Origin of the sequence: Photobacterium frigidiphilum, assembly GCF_003025615.1 — a bacterium.
GTDB lineage: Bacteria > Pseudomonadota > Gammaproteobacteria > Enterobacterales > Vibrionaceae > Photobacterium > Photobacterium frigidiphilum.
In genome coordinates, this window is sequence record NZ_PYMJ01000027.1 from 1 (window position 1) to 18,387 (window position 18,387).

The 18,387-nt window shown below is 38.3% G+C and carries 13 protein-coding genes and 2 pseudogenes; 13 read left to right on the forward strand and 2 right to left on the reverse strand.

All coding sequences use genetic code 11. The features are described 5' to 3' along the window. Positions 1 to 1,101: 1,101 nt before the first annotated feature. From C9J12_RS20950 to brxL, 13 genes and pseudogenes are all read left to right on the forward strand, one after another. Positions 1,102 to 1,452 carry a hypothetical protein gene (locus C9J12_RS20950; protein WP_107244473.1) on the forward strand — a complete coding sequence of 117 codons (351 nt, stop codon included), beginning with the start codon at positions 1,102 to 1,104 and terminating at the stop codon, positions 1,450 to 1,452. 214 nt (positions 1,453 to 1,666) lie between these two features. Then, positions 1,667 to 1,822 carry a Hok/Gef family protein gene (locus tag C9J12_RS20955; protein ID WP_107244474.1) on the forward strand — a complete coding sequence of 52 codons (156 nt, stop codon included), beginning with the start codon at positions 1,667 to 1,669 and terminating at the stop codon, positions 1,820 to 1,822. A gap of 103 nt (positions 1,823 to 1,925) precedes the next feature. Then, the gene (locus C9J12_RS20960; RefSeq protein WP_107244475.1) at positions 1,926 to 2,522 is read left to right on the forward strand and encodes a DUF2913 family protein; all 597 of its coding nucleotides are present in this window, start codon (positions 1,926 to 1,928) and stop codon (positions 2,520 to 2,522) included. After that, on the forward strand, positions 2,519 to 2,815 hold the full coding sequence (locus C9J12_RS20965; RefSeq protein ID WP_107244476.1) for a helix-turn-helix domain-containing protein: 297 nt from the start codon (positions 2,519 to 2,521) through the stop codon (positions 2,813 to 2,815). The genes C9J12_RS20960 and C9J12_RS20965 overlap by 4 nt, the downstream gene beginning before the upstream one ends. Positions 2,816 to 3,255: 440 nt before the next feature. Then, positions 3,256 to 3,366: pseudogene (locus tag C9J12_RS20975) on the forward strand (nucleotidyl transferase AbiEii/AbiGii toxin family protein); the annotation flags it as partial. 352 nt (positions 3,367 to 3,718) lie between these two features. Further along, entirely contained in the window at positions 3,719 to 3,910 is a 192-nt protein-coding gene (locus C9J12_RS20980; RefSeq protein WP_107244477.1) for a helix-turn-helix domain-containing protein, read from the forward strand. Then, positions 3,903 to 4,493 (forward strand): DUF1819 family protein, encoded by a 591-nt coding sequence (locus C9J12_RS20985; protein WP_107244478.1) that lies wholly within the window; start codon positions 3,903 to 3,905, stop codon positions 4,491 to 4,493. The genes C9J12_RS20980 and C9J12_RS20985 overlap by 8 nt, the downstream gene beginning before the upstream one ends. Position 4,494: 1 nt before the next feature. Next, positions 4,495 to 5,118, forward strand: a complete 624-nt coding sequence (locus tag C9J12_RS20990) for a DUF1788 domain-containing protein (protein ID WP_107244479.1) — start codon at positions 4,495 to 4,497, stop codon at positions 5,116 to 5,118. A gap of 15 nt (positions 5,119 to 5,133) precedes the next feature. Then, a complete protein-coding gene (gene brxC, locus C9J12_RS20995; RefSeq protein ID WP_227876424.1) occupies positions 5,134 to 8,697 on the forward strand; it encodes a BREX system P-loop protein BrxC in 3,564 nt (1,187 codons plus the stop codon). Then, the gene (locus C9J12_RS30480; protein ID WP_193944694.1) at positions 8,694 to 8,819 is read left to right on the forward strand and encodes an AAA family ATPase; all 126 of its coding nucleotides are present in this window, start codon (positions 8,694 to 8,696) and stop codon (positions 8,817 to 8,819) included. Before brxC ends, C9J12_RS30480 begins: the two co-directional genes overlap by 4 nt. Beyond that, positions 8,820 to 12,368, forward strand: coding sequence for a BREX-1 system adenine-specific DNA-methyltransferase PglX (gene pglX, locus C9J12_RS21000; protein ID WP_107244480.1), 3,549 nt, complete (start codon positions 8,820 to 8,822; stop codon positions 12,366 to 12,368). 8 nt (positions 12,369 to 12,376) lie between these two features. Further along, entirely contained in the window at positions 12,377 to 14,962 is a 2,586-nt protein-coding gene (gene pglZ / locus C9J12_RS21005) for a BREX-1 system phosphatase PglZ type A (RefSeq protein WP_107244481.1), read from the forward strand. Between the two features lie 63 nt (positions 14,963 to 15,025). Then, entirely contained in the window at positions 15,026 to 17,101 is a 2,076-nt protein-coding gene (gene brxL / locus C9J12_RS21010) for a BREX system Lon protease-like protein BrxL (RefSeq protein ID WP_107244482.1), read from the forward strand. A gap of 88 nt (positions 17,102 to 17,189) precedes the next feature. Here brxL and C9J12_RS21015 read toward each other — a convergent pair. Beyond that, positions 17,190 to 17,339: pseudogene (locus C9J12_RS21015) on the reverse strand (transposase domain-containing protein); the annotation flags it as partial. A 98-nt stretch (positions 17,340 to 17,437) separates the two neighbouring features. Further along, positions 17,438 to 17,686, reverse strand: coding sequence for a hypothetical protein (locus C9J12_RS21020; RefSeq protein WP_107244484.1), 249 nt, complete (start codon positions 17,684 to 17,686; stop codon positions 17,438 to 17,440). Positions 17,687 to 18,387 lie beyond the last annotated feature (701 nt).

Here is an 18,387-nt window from a genome sequence, read left to right on the forward strand (position 1 = left end):
GAGAGATAGTACCGAACCAATTGAAGGATGATGTCTGACGGAAAGTGGCGGCCTGAAAAATTGATAGTCATTGTGCGAGAAGTAGTGAGTGGTGACGGAGAACATAACTTACTACTCCTGCTTGCGATAGAACCGAATAAAACACTCCAATTAGCCAAAGCTGAATGCGACACGTTTCATGGAGCCATTTAAGGCATAATCCGTGTGCTTCACACTACAAGTCAGTGTAGCAACTAATCACTTTACATCTAATCTTTTAAACATATACCACTATAAAAAAACCAAATGCAACTACTAAGAGTTATTTCTGGAATGAGATGAGTTTTTAAAGAGCAAGTATTTATCATGGGTTACATAATGTAGCCCTTATCGTCAACTATATTTGTGTGTGAGTAACACTAGAATCATCGCTATCTAGTTATTAAGTACTTGTGATGTATTAAAACGACTGAAGAACGACTAATTAAAGCATTAAATGATTGTCCATTAAGCAATTCTGAAATTGCCAGGCGTTGTAATGTTGCAGGTTCTACCGTTGGGAAGTGGTAAAGAAAATCAACTTCGTGATACTCAATTACGTGTAATTCGTTTAGTTCGATCTACTCCTTCAGAGCAAGATAATTTACTTATAGCTATTGAAAAGCTGTTATCTAGTTGAAAGATATAATTATTAATTAGGCGAAGCCATATATTATGGGTAAGTGAGTTAAGTACGTAGCTACTTATCCACATTCTTTTTATAAGATCTTTTTAAGGTTTTTAAGCCTGAAATTAAGTTGAGGAATCAGTGGCTTACAAACAACTCTCGATACTGTTTGAGCTTTAGCGTATAGGTACTTATTGACTCAAGCTACTGCTGAAGTTGAAAAGCTCGGAAATTGATAATTTTTAACGGACCTTTAAAAGGAATTTCAAAATCATTAATAGGAGCCGTGAAACTCCCTTTCCCCTTTAAGCTCTTGGTTTACCGGATAGGGCTTTTCCCTTGGGGAAAACCGTTCCCTTGAAAAAGCTTTAACCCTTTGGCGCAGCTTTCCTTTTGTGTCACGCGATCTGTATCTTAAAATGAAGTAATATCCTAGATGATAAGGTTAAGATGATATGCCGTTCCCACCACCGACACATGGCCATATCGAAAATTCAATAGGAACGTCGTTAGATGAGTACTTACAGCCCAACAACTCAATTCGAGTCATAATCGCCTGTAATGATGTAGCTGATAAAAACATAACCAAAGGTGACGTTGTTACTATTGATATGGGTAAAGGCGCTTTTAGTGGCTGTGTAGCGCTACTAGAGTATGAGGGGGATGTCTTTCTCGGACAATTATTTTGGCATAACAGAAAGTGGTTTGTTAAGAGTGGTGAGCGTCAAGGCGTTGCGCCAGAAGAAATGATTTGTATCGGTATCGCCAGGAACGTGATTAAAAATCAATTGATTGATGATAATTGAGGTACGCAGAATATATCGTGACTTGTGGTACAATGTTTGCGGGTGCTTGAGGGTCTTTACCTTGAGCATGTAAACCGTAAAAGGTAGAGAAACGAAAGCCCCGTTAATTTTTCAATCAACGAGGCCAACATCTTGATTAGACACCATGATAGTAGCCTCTTACTTAATAGATTGCCAGTACTATTCAAAGTCGTACTGGTGCGGAGGCAAGTGTATGCAGAAAAAATCATTAACTGTCACAGGACTACTGGTAGTGTGTATTACTATCGTTGTTCTTGTAGCGCTGGTTAGAGATACGCTATGTAGCGTGAACTACCAAGATGGTAAACAGGTACTTTTTGTCACACTCGCCTACGAATCGAAACAGTAAGAAGCTTGATGATGGAGGCTTTTATGCCTCCATCATTCTGATTGTTTAGTTAATTCCTCAATGCACCCACATTTTTCTTCGCAACCATGAGCAATACTCAGCAGTGAATAATCGCCAATACTATAAAATATTATCAACCTTGATTGAAAATGCCCTTCTTCACCTCTACGGGCAAATAGCACAAACTGAACGTTTTGTACCAGTGATCAAACGTAATGAAATCCTAGTGCGTTTTCTTAAGCTACGATCTAAGCAGCATCGATACCAGGCATTGAAAACTGAATTTAAACGCATGCTAATTGTAGGTCGCAATAAAAACGGAAACTTAGAGGTTAAGTTATTAGACTTAAATCAATTAGCGAAAAAATTTAGTCCTGATACGAATGATACTCAACGCCTGTTTGATTTATTAAAATTATTGCAAGATGAACATGGGTTTGATTCCAAGCTATACGATGAAAAATCCATATCAGAGCCTGAAATTATTTATGTGCTTAACGATCACATTGAGCATTGTTTTGATGAGCATGGAAATCAAACTGCCCCAGTGTCTCTATTATTAGATTCAAAAAAAGCCCCCTCTCTTATCAATATCATTGTTGATACAGGGTTATTTAACGCTGAAATGAAAGAGTTTAATACTGGTACTTTTCAAGGACATATTATTATCCACCCTGTTGCAGATATTATTAAACAATGACTCAATCTATTATTTTTTCATCAAAAAAATCACCTAATGAATTTAACACTGAACTAGAAATGAACCCTAAAACCATCGCAGAGCAGGTTAAGGCTTCCCTCAAAAATTATTTAAGTCGTATTAATGGCCCTGATGTTGAAGGTATGCATGCTTTTCTATGGAATGACATTGAACATGAATTACTGGATCTCGTTCTACAACATACCCGTGGTAATCAATCAAAGGCTGCACGACTATTGGGTATAAACCGTGGGACATTACGGACCAAGTTAGAAATGCATAATCTTGCTTAAGGTTAGTTCTGATTCAAAGCAATGTCATCGATGCCGGTTATATTGTAAATCCTCATCATTTAAAGTGGACTCTGATTGGTGTTATTCCTGTGAAACAACACCTATTGGTGCAATACCAACAGGTAAAATATGGTCGAATGAAGATATTCATCAATATTTATTGAAGCAAGCAAGAAATACTATTTTTGCGTAAAACGCTTAAGCGATAAATTACCATTAACCATTATGTTGCTATATTAAACGTTATTCGAATGCTATTAGTAAACCTACTCTTTTCATATAGTAGGTAACGATGAGGGTGAAATGGATAATTTATCTTTGCAAAGCCTTTCGGGTAAAAATACACAAATTCCGTTTTATGTACACTACCCTTGGTATCCGAAACAGTTCAATCGCAAACTGATTTTGGGCAACAGAGTACTTAACTTCCCAAGTTGAATATGAACAAACTTAAACAACAGTTCTTAGAGGTTTCAGATGCTTTAGGGCTCGGAAACCCTGCCATTATTGGAAATGATTTCTGGGTAGTTGCACTAATGGTTGAGCCTGCCAGTGATAAAACAGGTTTTTGATACATCTCCCCTACCGACTTACTTAAATTAGCCTTTGTAATACAATATTTTCTATCGCTGAGACCAACTAACTTACCTTCAATCCTGCTATAAAACCTGTAAAGATCATTCGGGCGCCACACAAAATGAATCAGAGCGATTATTTAATGAAAGCTCTAAAGCACAGGCCAGTTTTCCTTGACCACTACAATGCTCTTGTGAGGTCTCGCTCTATCTTGATATTAAAGTACAACTTAATCCTACCAAAACCCTATCAAACCACACCAAATCCGCTTAAAGGCAGATTTGGTGTGTTATTATAGATATCAAATTCTTCGATGTTGGAACGGATATGACTGACCGCTGGCTCTCAGTTGAACAAATTGCTGCCTATCTAGGGGTAAGTAAAGACACTATCTATGCATGGCGCGAGAAAAAATGCTTACCTGCACATAGGGTCGGACGATTTTGGAAGTTTAAAACTGATGAAGTTGATGACTGGGTAAGAAGTGGAAGTGCTGCGGAGGGGGATGCGCATGACTAATACTAACGAAAAACTGCCACTGACTCTAAGGCCTGCATTGATTCATGAAAGTAGAGTAGTCGCTGAGCAGTACATCCGTTTTAAGGACTGGAGTCTAGTTCGTGAAGAAGTTTTGGCGAACAACTTATTACAAGCGCGTACAGAAAGTACATCTAAAACAGTATATGGCGAAGTCTCAAAGCGTTTGAAAAATTTATCTGATGAAGAGCTGGCGCTCATGACTAAATCCGATTCAGATGTAAAACACCTAGTTTGGTTAGCAATTTGTCGGCAATATTTGTTCACGTATCAATTTGCTATTGAAGTACTCTCTGAACACTTCAGTAAGAGTCAATTTCAGCTATATCCAGAAGACTATGACGCATTTTTCAATGCTAAAGCAGAGTGGCACAGTAACCTAGATAAAATTACTCAGCAGTCCAGGTATAAAGCTCAGCAAATCATGTTTAAGATGTTAGTTGAGTGTGGGTTAGTAGATGAGAATAAGGTGATGATAAATCAACAGCTCTCAGCGACCCTTGCTGGGTTTATTCAGCAAGCTAACGTTGACTATCTACGAATCTACCCTGGAGACTATAGCTAAAATGTCAGGTAAGTTTAACAGTGTTTTAACTAAGGCAAACCTCGAAGATGCGTACACACATTTAACCGATGTGATTTCAAGTGAGCCTTTTCTCAATATGGAGGGTTTAAATGGCGATATTCCCTTTCATATATGCCCATTTGACCCATCACTTCAAAATAATATCAATGTGTTGATCAAACAAGTGAAAAACTACTTGCGGGATGCTCAAGTAAGCGTTCTTGAGATCAATTTATACGATCTCGTCATTGATGTTTTAAAAGAAGAAGGTGATTGGGACTGGCTATTAAAGAATGAAGCCACAATGTCAAAAGACGAGTTAAAAGAAGAGCTTCAAGGTATTATAGACACCAAAACGATACTTATCCCAGCGATTGTTGAAAGAATGGTTGAGGCTGAATTTGATCTCTTAATGATTACAGGTATTAGTGAAGTTTTCCCATACATTAGATCCAGTAGCTTATTGGAAAATTTACAAATTAAGGCAAAAGACAAGCCAACACTGTTATTTTTCCCAGGCAAGTACAAGCATTCTGTTGAAAAAGGGTCGTCTTTAATCCTGTTTGGTACCTTAGAAGATGATAAATACTATCGTGCATTCAATATCCTAGATAGGGCAAGCTGAAGGAAGTATTAAAAAATGAATATGAAGTTAGAACAACTGTTCAATAAAAAAGTAGACCGCCCTATTGAAGGTGTTATTAAGGCCGACGATGATGTCGCTTTGTACGTTGAGCTAGATGAATACGTTATTACCGATGAAGTAGCTAAACGCCTTGATATCTTCCTGGATGCCTATCTGAATTATCAAGGTGCCAACGGTGTTTGGGTCTCTGGATTTTTTGGTTCGGGTAAATCTCACCTTTTAAAGATGCTTGCCCTTCTATTAGAAAATAACCCTATCGAGGACATTACTCCTTTAGAGATCTTTCTAGAGAAGCGTCCCCTCAATGAGGGAGGCATTTTTGCCAATGATCTTAAACGTGCAGTATCCATTCCATCAGATAGTATTCTGTTCAATATTGACCAAAAAGCTGACGTTATTAGTAAAACTGAGCTAGATGCTTTGATAGCTGTGTTTGTAAAAGTATTCGATGAGCATTGTGGTTTTTATGGTAAACAGGCTTACATTGCTCAGTTCGAACGAGAACTAAAAGATGACCACTTGTTAGATGAGTTCAAAAGCAAATTCAAATATATCAGTGGAATGGAATGGGAAAAAGGCCGAGCGCGTGCTAAGCGCATGGCTGATGCCGTAGATAAAGCGTACAACGAAGTCTCGGGGCAAAATGTTTCAGGTATCTTAGATAAATACCGAGCAGACTATCGTCTTTCAATTGAAGATTTTGCTGAACAAGTGCAAAGCTATATTGTAGAACAAGAAGAAGGTTTCAGACTGAACTTCTTTGTTGATGAGGTTGGTCAGTATGTAGCTGGCAATATCAAGCTGATGACAAACTTGCAAACAGTTGCTGAAAGCCTTGCGACAAAATGTAAAGGTCAAGCCTGGGTCATTGTGACAGCACAAGAAGACATGTCGTCTGTTCTTGGTGAAGTTAACCAGCAGAGTGAAAATGACTTTACAAAAATTCAGGCTCGCTTCAAAAATAGAATGAAACTCACCAGTCAAGATGTAGCTGAAGTGATTCAACGACGCTTGCTTGAAAAGAAAGACGAATTTATTCCAGTCCTGTCAGATTTGTACCACGAGCAAGAAAACAGCTTTAAGACGTTGTTTAATTTTGCTGACGGCTCTCAATCTTACAAAAACTTTAAAGACAGAGAACATTTCTTACAAAGCTACCCGTTTATCCCGTATCAATTTGGCTTGTTCCAATCTGCGATTCAAAATCTTTCGACATATGGCGCCTTTGAAGGTAAGCATAGTTCGGTTGGTGAGCGATCTATGTTGGGTGTGTTTCAACAAGTTGCAGTCGCAATAAAAGATCATAAGCTAGGTGAACTGGCAACATTTGATCTTATGTTTGAAGGTATTCGAACGGCATTGAAGACTGCGAATCAACAAGCAATATTGAGAGCAGAACTGAATTTAGACAATAAGTTTGCCGTTCGGTTATTGAAGGCATTGTTCTTGGTTAAGTATGTCAAAGAGTTTAAGCCAACGATCAGAAACTTGTGTGTGTTAATGCATGATAGCTTCTCGCGCAATCTACCTTCGCTTAAGTTAGAAGTTGAAGAGGCTCTAAACCTTCTTGAAAAGGAAACCTACATCCAGCGTAATGGTGACCTATTTGAGTACCTGACTGATGAAGAACAAGATGTTGAAAAAGCAATTAAAGATACAGAAATTGATTCTGATGTTATAGCAGCACAGCTTGATAAGCTTATCTACGACGGTGTACTAAAAAACCGCAAGATCCGTTGGGAAGAAAATAGTCAAGACTATCCTTTTAGCCGAAAGCTTGATGATAAGTTGTCAGGACGAGAAAATGAGTTGGCAATTAACGTTATTACCTCTTTTCATGATTATCGTGATGCATATGAAAAACACAAATCAGATACACTGTTTAACCACGAGTTAAGGCTCGTATTGCCGGAAAGTGCAAGGCTTGTGGGTGATTTAGTGCTTTATAAACAAACTGAAAAGTATGTTGCTCATGAAACTAAGGCCACTCAACAAGACAACATCAAGCGTATTCTAACTGAGAAAGGGCTTCAGAACGTTGAGCGTTATAATCAACTTAAAGCTCTAACATCTAAGCTGGTTGGTTCCGCGACTTATTTTGTTGCAGGCAAAGAGGTTGAGCTCTCTGGTGAAGACGGTCAAAGCAAGATGGTACGCGCGTTTGGTGAACTAATAAAATACACCTATCCAAACCTCAAGATGTTGCGTGATATTACATATCGCGAAAATGATATCGCAGACATTATCAAAAAAGCAGGTCAAGGGCTGTTGGGAGAAGATGCTCAATTGCCAGAACCTCAGCAGGAAATGTTCTCACATATTCAGAGCAACAGTCGAGGTGGTATCAGAACGACTGTTAAATCCTTATTAGAAAAGTTTGAAAGTAAACCTTATGGTTGGTCATTTGCTGCAATATTGTGTAACTTAGCGCACCTTTGTGCCAACGGTAAGGTTGAGGTACGTGAAGCGACTAACTTGTTAGACGATGCGAACCTATCTCGAACACTACGTAATATTAGCGTTCACAGCAATCTAATTCTTGACCCACAGGTAGAATTTACACCATCTCAAATTCGTGCTGTAAAAAACTTTTATAACGATTATTTTGAGATGGTTGCACATGCATCTGAACCAAAAGCGATAGCGAAAGAGTTGCAAGAGTCTTTTTCGACTCAGGCTACGGAGCTTGATAAACTGCAATCACAAGCAGATCAGTATCCATTTTTAAGGGTATTGTCAGATATTGTTATAAAGCTCAATGATTTCAAAACTAGACCTTATACGTGGTTTATGACAGAGCTGGCTAAACAAGAGGACACCTGGTTTGATTATAAAGACCAAACTATAGACCCTGTTGTTAAATTTATGAAAGGGGCGAAAAAAGCAATTTATGATGATGCCAAACAGGTCATTACTGAGCAGAAAGCCAACATTGAGTATGTAGAAGGTGATGAATATAAAAGTATTCAAGATGCATTAGTGAATGCAACCATCTATAAAGGCACTGTGATCCAACAGCTCAAAACTGACACTGAGATGTTAGTACGTAAAATTAATGCGCAAGTTAAAACTGAACAGAAGAGCGCGATTGAAAGCATTGAAATTTTACAAGATAAGCTAGTTAATTTTGAAGATTTTAAGTTACTGGACCTAGCGAGGCAAGAACAGCTTACATCTGAGTTTAGTCGTGTAATGACGAAGCTAAAACAACAATCATTGATTGCGATGTTACGTGATGAAGCAAGGCGCTTTGAGGAGCAAGCATATACTCAGTTAGTTCAAAAATTGATGGACTGGTCACAACCAAGCCCAGAACCTAAAGATAACAGCAAGCCAGATGCAGAACCTCAGAAGGGTTCAACTAGTGGGAAAACCAAAATCATTTCAGGTGTTCAAGAGTCAGTTAAATCGCAAGTAAAGAGTGTTTCTGCTAGACAGATCAAGGTTGAATACGCTAAGCCTTGGCTTTCAACAGCAAGTGATGTTGAAGAGTATGTTGAAGAGTACAAAAAAGCGCTACTACAAACCATTAATGATGGGAAGAATATTCAGTTATGATTACTGCATTATCACTAGAGAACTTTGCTGCATTTAAGAAGCTGGATTTGGAGTTTTCATCGGGTATTAACATTATTATTGGTGAAAACTCTGTTCGCCGAATCAGTGAAGGTACTGAATAAATGGATACATCCAGATTAAAAAAATTCGCCCAATTCGCGCGCAGAAGCTTGATTGAGCAAATCCAAAGCAAGTTAAGACTCGTGCTAGCAGAAGAAAGCTTAGCTCGTCGTGAGTCACCTAAAGCGATCAAAGAGTTAGAACAGAAAAAGCAAGGTCTTGGTGAAGATCAGCTTATTGAGCGAGTTGCTTATACTTGGTTTAATCGATTTTGTGCCCTTAGATTTATGGATGTCAACCAGTACAATCGTATTATGGTAATTTCACCAATCTCAGGGCAGTTTCAACCAGAAATTTTAGCAGAAGCTAAAGCGGGCCACCTAGATGATACAGTTTTCAATGATAAGGCTCGTGAGACGATACAAGGCTTATTGAGTGGCTCTACTCCTAGCCGAGATGGTCAGTCAGAAGCATATCGAATGATGATTGTAGCGGTTTGTAACGATTATCATCGTTTAATGCCTTACTTATTTGAGCGCATTGAAGATTACACAGAACTGTTGATGCCTGATGATTTACTCTCAGACAATTCTATATTGGCTTATACCCGTGAAGCGATGACACCTGAAAATTGTGAATCGGTTGAGTCAATTGGTTGGCTATATCAGTTCTATATTTCTGAGAAAAAAGATCAGGTTTTTGAAGGTTTAAAGAAAAACAAAAAGATCACACCTGAAAATATACCAGCAGCGACTCAGTTGTTTACACCACACTGGATAGTTAAGTACCTTGTCGAAAACTCACTCGGCCGCTTATGGATGCTTAATAACCCAAGCTCTAAAGTAATTGAGCAGATGGATTATTACATTAAGCCTGTCGAAGAAGAGAAAGACTTTTTGAAAATCTCTAGCCCAGAGGAAATCAAAGTCTGTGATCCTGCATGTGGCTCTGGACATATGCTAACCTATGCATATGACTTGCTTTATACCATCTATTTAGATGCAGGCTATGACTCTACAGAGATCCCTGAAAAAATCTTAATCAATAACCTGTTTGGTATTGAAATTGATCAGCGTGCTGCTGAATTGGCTGCTTTCGCCCTAAGTATGAAAGCTATAAAGGGTAATCCTCAGGATGATAGTAATAATCGACGTCGTTTTTTCCGTAATCCAATAAAACCTAATATATGTCGTTTGGAAAGAGTAATAATTGATGATGATGCGCTAGAAGAATACGTAGACTTTGTTGGGCATGATCTATTCACGCCGGAATTAAGAAAGACATTAACTGAATTTGAAGAAGCCGATAACTTCGGTTCATTAATTCAGCCAACGCTAAAAAATGCAGAAGAAGTACTTGCGGCCATTGAAGCTAAGGATACCCAAGTAGACATTTTCTTGGCTGATACGCACAAATCTATATTAAGAGTGTTAGAACAAGTAAAGTACTTAAACCCTATTTATCATGCGGTTATAGCCAATCCTCCTTATTTAGGGAGTAAAGGAATGAACTTAAGAATGAGTAAATGGGCAAAAGAACATTATCCGAACAGTAAATCAGATTTATTTGCTATGTTTATGGAGAGAAACTTAAAGTTTCTATTACGCTCAGGCTTTTCAAGCATGATTAATATGCAAAGCTGGATGTTCTTATCATCTTATGAAAAGTTAAGAGACAGCATCCTCAAAAAAGTTGACATTACCTCTATGCTTCACCTAGGTAGTAGAGCATTTGACAGTATAGGTGGGGAAGTAGTTTCAACGACAGCATTTACTCTAGTCAACAATAAGGTAGATGATTATAAAGCGAAGTATATCCGTTTGTTAGATGGAAATTCTGAAGCTGAAAAGAAATCAGAGCTTTCTAAGGCGGTTAATGGTACTGACAGTAGTTTAGTTTTTACACGTGCATTAAAAGATTTTAGAAAAATTCCGGGTTTTCCTATAGCTTATTGGGTTAGTGAAAATGCTATTAGAGCATTTTCAAGCAAAATGCTTAAGTCTATTGTTGAAGTCAAGGGAGGTATGTCGACCTCTAACAACAATAGGTTTTTAAGGTATTGGCATGAGGTTGATAAAGATAATATAGGACTAGGCTTAACTTCTGAATCAGCAAATAATAGTTGCTTTAAATGGTTTCCATACAATAAAGGTGGTGATTTCCGTAAATGGTATGGTAATTTTGAGTATATTGTGAATTGGGAAAATGATGGTGCTGAAATAAAACATGCTGTAGTTAATAATCCATCAGATCCCAATACAACTCATTGGTCTAGACGTATATTTAATACTGAATATTTTTTTAGTTCGGGTATTACGTGGGGAGATATAAATACCACTACGTTATCAGCTAGGGCGCTACCACAAGGGAGTATTTCTGATTCTGTCGGAATAAGCGCTTACAATATTAAATCTGATGAAGAACGAAAGTTTGTTTTAAGCCTTCTGAATTCTAAGGTTTTAAAGGTTTTCACTGATTTTCTATGCCCTACTATTCACTTCAATTCTGGTCCAATGGGAAAGCTACCTATTTTGTCAGAGGGAGTATTCCCTTTTGATATCGACAAATTAGTTGATGTGTCGAAAGATGACTGGGATGAGCATGAAGAATCTTGGGACTTTAAAGGAAGTATATTAATCAAAAACTTTAATTATGGAGAAACTCTTAAAGATACCTTTGATAAAACTCAACGTATATGGAACGAAAGAGTTGAATTTGTTCAGTCATTTGAGTATCAAATTAATGATTATTTGATTGATATTTATGGATTGAAAGAACAGTTGTCTCCAGACATAGAAGTTAAACAAATAACATTATTGTGTAATAGTCACTATCTTTTTAATAACCTAAGTGACAAAGTTGAAAGAGATAAGGCATTACTGAAAAATACTATATTAGAGTTTATTTCTTATTTTGTTGGCTGTATTTTTTCTCGTTACTCCATCGACAAAAAAGGATTGATAATGGTTAACAAAAATGATTTGTTAGCAGATTATTTAGCCAGCGTTCCTAAACCGACTATCGAGCCAGATGAAGATAATGTTATCCCAATTATCAACTTTGATGGGGATTGGTTTGAAGATGATATTACTGAACGATTTAAATCCTTCTTGAAAGTAACATTCGGTGAAGAGCACTTCGCTGAAAATTTGGTATTCATTGAGAAGGCTATTGGTAAGGATCTTAAGAAGTACTTTGTTAAAGATTTCTACACCGATCATATTAAGCAATACAAAAAACGCCCTATCTATTGGATGTTCTCTAGCCCTAAAGGGTCATTCAATGCATTGATCTATATGCATCGCTACCATAATGATACGGTGAGTGTGGTACTGAATAACTACTTGCGCGAGTTCCGTACTAAACTACAGGCTCGAAAAGAAAGTTATGAGCAAGTTGAAATCAGTGCATCAGCTAGCCAGAAAGATAAAACGCAAGCGATAAAAGCTATCGCGAAGATAAATAAGGTACTAGATGAAATCAATGATTATGAGCATGATGTGCTTTACCCATTGGCGGGTGAAAAAGTCGAGATAGACTTAGATGATGGTGTGAAGCATAACTACCCGCTATTTGGCAAAGCACTTAAAAAAGTACCTGGTTTATCGTAAGGCATTTCATGACAACGAGAATTACAGTAGCGCTTAAACGTTTATTCGAAAAAAACAGAATCGTTTTTTGGTATGACGACAAGCAAGAGCTACGTGAAGACTTTGAAAGCTTACAGCTAGAAAATGTCGACAAAATAGAAATTCGCAATAACGAATTTTCTATCAAACATAGGCTTTTGCGTGAACAGCCTAAAACGCAGTTTCTGCTGTACAAAGAAGACAAGCAACCAGAACCGCTCAAGAACTGGTTATACGATATAGAGCTTGCGAATACTGTATTCAAAACAGATCAAGCTGCTATATGGCTTAGTGAGTTGGAGCTGCCTGGTGAGTTTTCCGAGTTGGTTGAGAAGCACGCTAAGTTCTTTGAGCCTCAAGGCAACGTAGAAGATGCCCGCTCTCTAGCAGAGTTAAGAAAGCAAACTCTAAAGAGTTTGCTTGATTCTGATGACACGATTAGCCAAGTTAGGTTAAAAATGTTGGCTATAGCCGCTGGGGTAAAGCAAAAAGGCGATGCTCGTTTAGATGTGCTTTTAGAGCTATTGATGGCTGAACAAGCCGCTGGTAATACATACTCATTTATCGAGCGCTGTAATCTTAATGAGTTTTTGTGGCAACAGGTGGCTATTCAATATGGCTACCGAAGTGACAGTCCATCAGTTATGGACTTCGTTTTTGAATTGTTTAAGTTTAGCTATCTTGCAGAGCTTACAACAGGCTTGCAAGGAATTAGTTTAGACTCTGATGCTTCACAGAAACAAAATATGACAAACAGCTCCCTGGTGTTTTTTAAACGCTGGAAGGACAGTCGTACGCATCAGGGCACTTTTGAGGTCCTTTCCAAAAAGTGCACTTCAGATTTGAATATCGAAAGTGATTTACAACTACGCACGTTAAATGAAATTTTGGATCTAGATTATTTCGAGCTGATAGATGTAAAAGTCATTCATGATCTTGTTAATGGTGTTGCTCAACGCACATATTCTCAAGGAGAAGTTGCGCTTTGGTGCCGTCAAAGAAGACAAGGACATTGGTATAAGAAATATGAGCTTCTCTACGAGGCCGTAGATGTAGCCAGCCAGTTTTTTGCATTGTTAGATGCGACTCAATTCGAAATGTCCGACGCATCACAAGCTGTTCAGCGGTATACAAGCCAGTGGTTTAAACTTGATCAACTCTATCGTCAGTATATTTATGCGCTTAAAGTATCTTCGCAACATTCTTTGCTAGGTTCGTTAACCACGCAAATTGAAAATTTGTACGTCAATAATTATGTACAGCCACTTACAAACGCATGGCAGCAGCATGTTGATGCTATGAATACATGGCAGGTTCCAGATATTGAACCACAGAAACATTTTTTCAAAAAGTATGTAGACGGCCAGTATTTAGCTAAAAAGAAAAAGGTTTGCGTCATTATTTCAGATGCATTCCGTTATGAAGCTGGTGAGGAAATGGTTAGCCGTATCAGGCAAGAAGATCGCTTTGAAGCGACGATTAACCATGCCTTATCCTCTATGCCAAGCTATACCCAACTTGGGATGGCTTCTCTACTGCCACAATCCAAAGAGTATCCATTACAGTTAGCTGACAACAAAACTGGCACTGTTTTGATGGGGGAACTTTCCACACAAGGTACAGGTAACCGAGATAAAATATTAAAAACTATTCTTGGTGGGCGAGCTAGTGCGGTTAAAGCTAAAGATCTAATTGAGAATACTCAAGCTAATAATCGAGAGATAATTAAGGCTAATGACGTTCTGTACATTTATCACAACCGTATTGATCATACGGGTGACAAAATGCAGTCAGAAGGTGAGGCATTTGAAGCCACAGAGAAGACTTTTGATGATCTCATTAAGCTTGTAAAGAAGCTCACTAATGCCAATGCAAGCAATGTTCTGATTACAGCGGATCATGGATTTATATATCAAAACAGTGTGTTAGATGAAAGTGACTACCTCATAAAAGATGTTGAGGGTGAGATTCTTTATAACGATAGACGTTTTGTTTTAGGTAAAGGTTTAACTTGTGGTAAGTCACTAAAATCTTTCAGTGGAGGTGAGCTTGGTGTAGTTGGTGATGTGCATGCTGTTGTGCCGAAAGGCATTCAGCGTTTACGTTTAAGTGGCTCCGGTAGCCGCTTCGTGCATGGTGGAGCCTCTCTTCAAGAAGTGATTGTCCCAATTATTAGTATCAATAAGAAACGTTCCAGTGATATCCGAATGGTTGATGTTGATGTGCTTAGAAGTGGATCAACTGTTATCACTAGTGGGCAAATCTCAGTTACCTTGTATCAGGTAGACGCTGTAACTGAAAAAACACAATATAGAGCACTACGGCTGGGTATTTATACTGAATCGGGCACTCTTATTTCAGATAGTCACACGGTTGATTTGGATCTGACTTCAGACAATTCTAGAGAACGTGAAATGAAGCTGCGTTTCTTGCTAAATCAAGAGGCTGATTCGGCTAATAACCAAGAAGTTATCTTAAAACTAGAAGAGACGGTAGCTGGCACAAATCAATTCAAATCCTATAAAGAGCTACGATATACAATTCGTCGTTCTTTTACGTCAGACTTTGATTTTTAGGTCGATTAATACACATATTCAAGCTGACATGGACGTTGGTAAACAAAGCACTAGGGCGAGTATATGAGTGAACTTAACCAGAAAATTTGTGACGAATTTGCGGGATTAGTTGTAAGAAAAGATCTAGTCAAGACCGTAAAAGGCAATGCCATCGTCCCGTCTTACGTGTTGGAATACTTACTGGGGCAATACTGCGCCACGAACGATGAAGCGAGTATAGAATCGGGTATCCAAACGGTTAAAGAAATTTTAGCTAAACACTATGTTCACCGAAATGAAGCTGGATTAGTTCGCTCTACTATTCGAGAAAAAGGCCGTTATAAGATCATTGATAAGGTCAGTGTTTCTTTAAATGACAAAAAAGATGTGTATGAGGCAGAGTTTTCAAACCTTGGTATTAAAAAGGTTTTGATCGATTCAGGGACAGTGAAGAAACATCCTAAGCTATTGGTGGGTGGCGTCTGGGTAATCGCTGACATTGAGTACGATCATACTGATGATAAAGATACCAGTCCCTGGTTGTTGAGTACCATCAAGCCAATACAGATGTCGCACTTCGATTATGACGGTTACATTGATTCTCGCAGTAAGTTTAATCTTGATGAGTGGATTGATGTATTAGTACAAAGCATAGGCTTTAATCCGGAGTTTTTTGGTCGTAGAAGCAAGCTGATGCAACTAGTGCGTTTGATTCCGTTCTGTGAGCGAAATTATAATTTAATCGAGCTAGGCCCTAAGGGAACTGGTAAATCGCATATCTACTCCGAGTTTTCACCTCACGGTATCTTGATTTCTGGTGGCGAAGTAACGGTACCTAAATTATTTGTGAATAATTCCAGTGGCAAGTTAGGGTTAGTTGGCTATTGGGATACAGTAGCGTTTGACGAATTTGCAGGTAAGCAGAAGCGAGTCGATAAAGCCCTTGTAGATATTATGAAAAACTACATGGCTAACAAATCATTTTCTCGGGGTGTTGAAACGCTCGGGGCTGATGCATCGATGGCTTTTGTTGGTAATACCGAACACAGTTTACCTTACATGTTAAAGCATTCGGATTTGTTTGATGCGTTACCAGAGAAGTTTTATGATTCAGCATTTTTAGATCGACTCCACTTTTATATTCCGGGTTGGGAAGTGGATATTATTCGTGGCGAAATGTTCTCTGATGGCTACGGTTTCGTAGTTGACTATCTCGCTGAGGTGCTACGCCACCTAAGGAATCAAGATTATTCGGATCAATACCAAGAGTATTTCCAATTATCTTCTCAAATATCTACCCGTGATAGGGATGCGGTTCATAAGACGTTTAGTGGATTAATGAAGATCTTGTTTCCTCAAGGTGGGGCAACTGAAACTGAAATAGAAGAGATCTTGAAGTTTGCAATGGAAGGTCGAAAACGGGTTAAAGACCAGCTGTTTAGAATTGATAGTACCTATGCGGATGTTAACTTTGCCTATAGCAACAACGCGGGTAAAGAAGCTCCAGTTCAAACTCTCGAGGAATTACAATATCCTAACTATTTTAACAAAACAGTTGGAGAAGTAACTGATATTGGAATGCCTGATCTTGATATTGACTTGGTGCATTCATCTTCAGAGAGCGAGAAGTCAAAGTCAGATAATGTTGGTGAGTATAGAGATGAAGAGCTTAAAGAGCAGCACCTTACGGTCGCAGAAAACCAACAAGGAGTGAGTTATGACAGCTTATTTGGTCCATACTTCAAAGGTGCAAAGCACATAACTATTATAGATCCATATATCCGGTTGTTCTATCAAGCAAAGAATTTGATGGAGCTATTAGAAACCATTATCAAACAAAAATCAGAGGAAGAAGAAGTTGTTGTTAGTTTGATAACGGTTGAAGATGACTTCAAAGGCGAGCAGCAACGTGAATACTTTGAAAAAATCCAGGCTTCTATGTTTGCTGTTGGTATTAAGTTTTCCTACTCATTTGAGATTTCTGATAGTCAACATGCCAGATATGTCGTGATAGATACAGGGTGGAAAGTATCCTTGGACCGTGGGTTGGATATTTTTCAGCAGTATGATGTCAATGATGCTTTTAGCCTGACCAATCGTTTACAGAAACATCGAGCATGTAAGGCATTTGAAGTTACATTTATTAAAACTGATACGTAGGTTATTGGGGTTTGAAGTCCAACGGTACAATTTCGTACGTTAAGTTTTTTCGTCCAATAATTCAATCTATTAGAGAGTGAGCGGTGTTCTACACGTTGAGGCTAACGTTCCAAGGTAAAAGAGGCTCAATATCATCGGGATTTGCACACAAATGCTCTAAACCGTGGACGATATAATCATAAGGAACCAAGCCGTTAGCCTTCGCGGTTTCTATGTGGCTGTAAAGCACCGCACTTGATGGTAAGAAATTTGAATATTTTTTACCAATTAACGTCGGCTGGCGCAAACTGACTCTTTTTCACCACTCACTCACATTCAATTAACTCGAAAACAGGTTTACTCAATCTGAGCCAGTGCCTGTTTAATTAACGTTGAATGCTCAATTAAAACGGATAATTGCTTGTCGAGAGTCATATGATTATTTCGTATTAGAATGATATCAAGCGCTAGCCTTAATACGTCATGCTCTGTAGGTGCAAACTTAAAGGTATTATTTATGTGGTGTATTTCTTTGGCTGCTAGTTCCGTTGCCATACAGTGGCTAAGCATTGCATTAATGGCAATGATATCGTGGTTCATTAACATAATGATAATCCAATGATTAATAAGAAATAATGGTTGTTAAAACCAGATGGTTGAATGAGTTATTTATCTTTTTTACCTTGTATATTTTGGTTACCATAAGTGGCTCTGTTTAGACATTTTGGAAGGGGTATCTCAACAAGGCAAATACAGATTCCTGCGATGATATTCAATATTCTCAACGTCTCACCCTTCGACAAAATCCCTATGGCGCCGATTTTAATATTAAATGATGCTCATATCAATTTTTTTATGAATCGTAGGGGGGAGGGTCACAAGCTGAACGGTAGAATTAATCAATGTTTAGGATGGAAATCTGACGAACGTGTCGAGACTACGTTTGTTTATGTTGGACAGTGGTCGATGATTACTACCCCCCCCCTGCTCCTTATCCCTGGTAGCCTAATTGCATTTGATGAGTAGTCACCGTGTAGCTAAACTCTGCGAGAAAATAAATTTATTTTATGTGCCGCTTCCATGCGGCTTTATTTTTCCTGTTTCTACACGTCATGTAGATGATTTTCTATGAGTACTTAGTACATCGCACTATCACGCTCGGTGATAACCATCGGCGATGTTGAACTTATTAACTAAAATATCAGAAAAGATTACGGCTCTTAAATATCAGAGCCGCAGGTGTAAAAATTTACAATTGGCTAGGTTGTTGATATACATTAACTTATATTATGCATCTATGTAAGTTA

Excerpts from the sequence above, each read along its gene's own strand:
- C9J12_RS20950 (WP_107244473.1), top strand. The coding sequence starts at position 1,102 with ATGCCGTTCCCACCACCGACACATGGCCATATCGAAAATTCAATAGGA.
- C9J12_RS20955 (WP_107244474.1), top strand. The coding sequence starts at position 1,667 with ATGCAGAAAAAATCATTAACTGTCACAGGACTACTGGTAGTGTGTATT.
- C9J12_RS20965 (WP_107244476.1), top strand. The coding sequence starts at position 2,519 with ATGACTCAATCTATTATTTTTTCATCAAAAAAATCACCTAATGAATTT.
- C9J12_RS20980 (WP_107244477.1), top strand. The coding sequence starts at position 3,719 with ATGACTGACCGCTGGCTCTCAGTTGAACAAATTGCTGCCTATCTAGGG.
- C9J12_RS20985 (WP_107244478.1), top strand. The coding sequence starts at position 3,903 with ATGACTAATACTAACGAAAAACTGCCACTGACTCTAAGGCCTGCATTG.
- C9J12_RS20990 (WP_107244479.1), top strand. The coding sequence starts at position 4,495 with ATGTCAGGTAAGTTTAACAGTGTTTTAACTAAGGCAAACCTCGAAGAT.
- brxC (WP_227876424.1), top strand. The coding sequence starts at position 5,134 with ATGAATATGAAGTTAGAACAACTGTTCAATAAAAAAGTAGACCGCCCT.
- C9J12_RS30480 (WP_193944694.1), top strand. The coding sequence starts at position 8,694 with ATGATTACTGCATTATCACTAGAGAACTTTGCTGCATTTAAGAAGCTG.
- pglX (WP_107244480.1), top strand. The coding sequence starts at position 8,820 with ATGGATACATCCAGATTAAAAAAATTCGCCCAATTCGCGCGCAGAAGC.
- pglZ (WP_107244481.1), top strand. The coding sequence starts at position 12,377 with ATGACAACGAGAATTACAGTAGCGCTTAAACGTTTATTCGAAAAAAAC.
- brxL (WP_107244482.1), top strand. The coding sequence starts at position 15,026 with ATGAGTGAACTTAACCAGAAAATTTGTGACGAATTTGCGGGATTAGTT.
- C9J12_RS21020 (WP_107244484.1), bottom strand. The coding sequence starts at position 17,686 with ATGTTAATGAACCACGATATCATTGCCATTAATGCAATGCTTAGCCAC.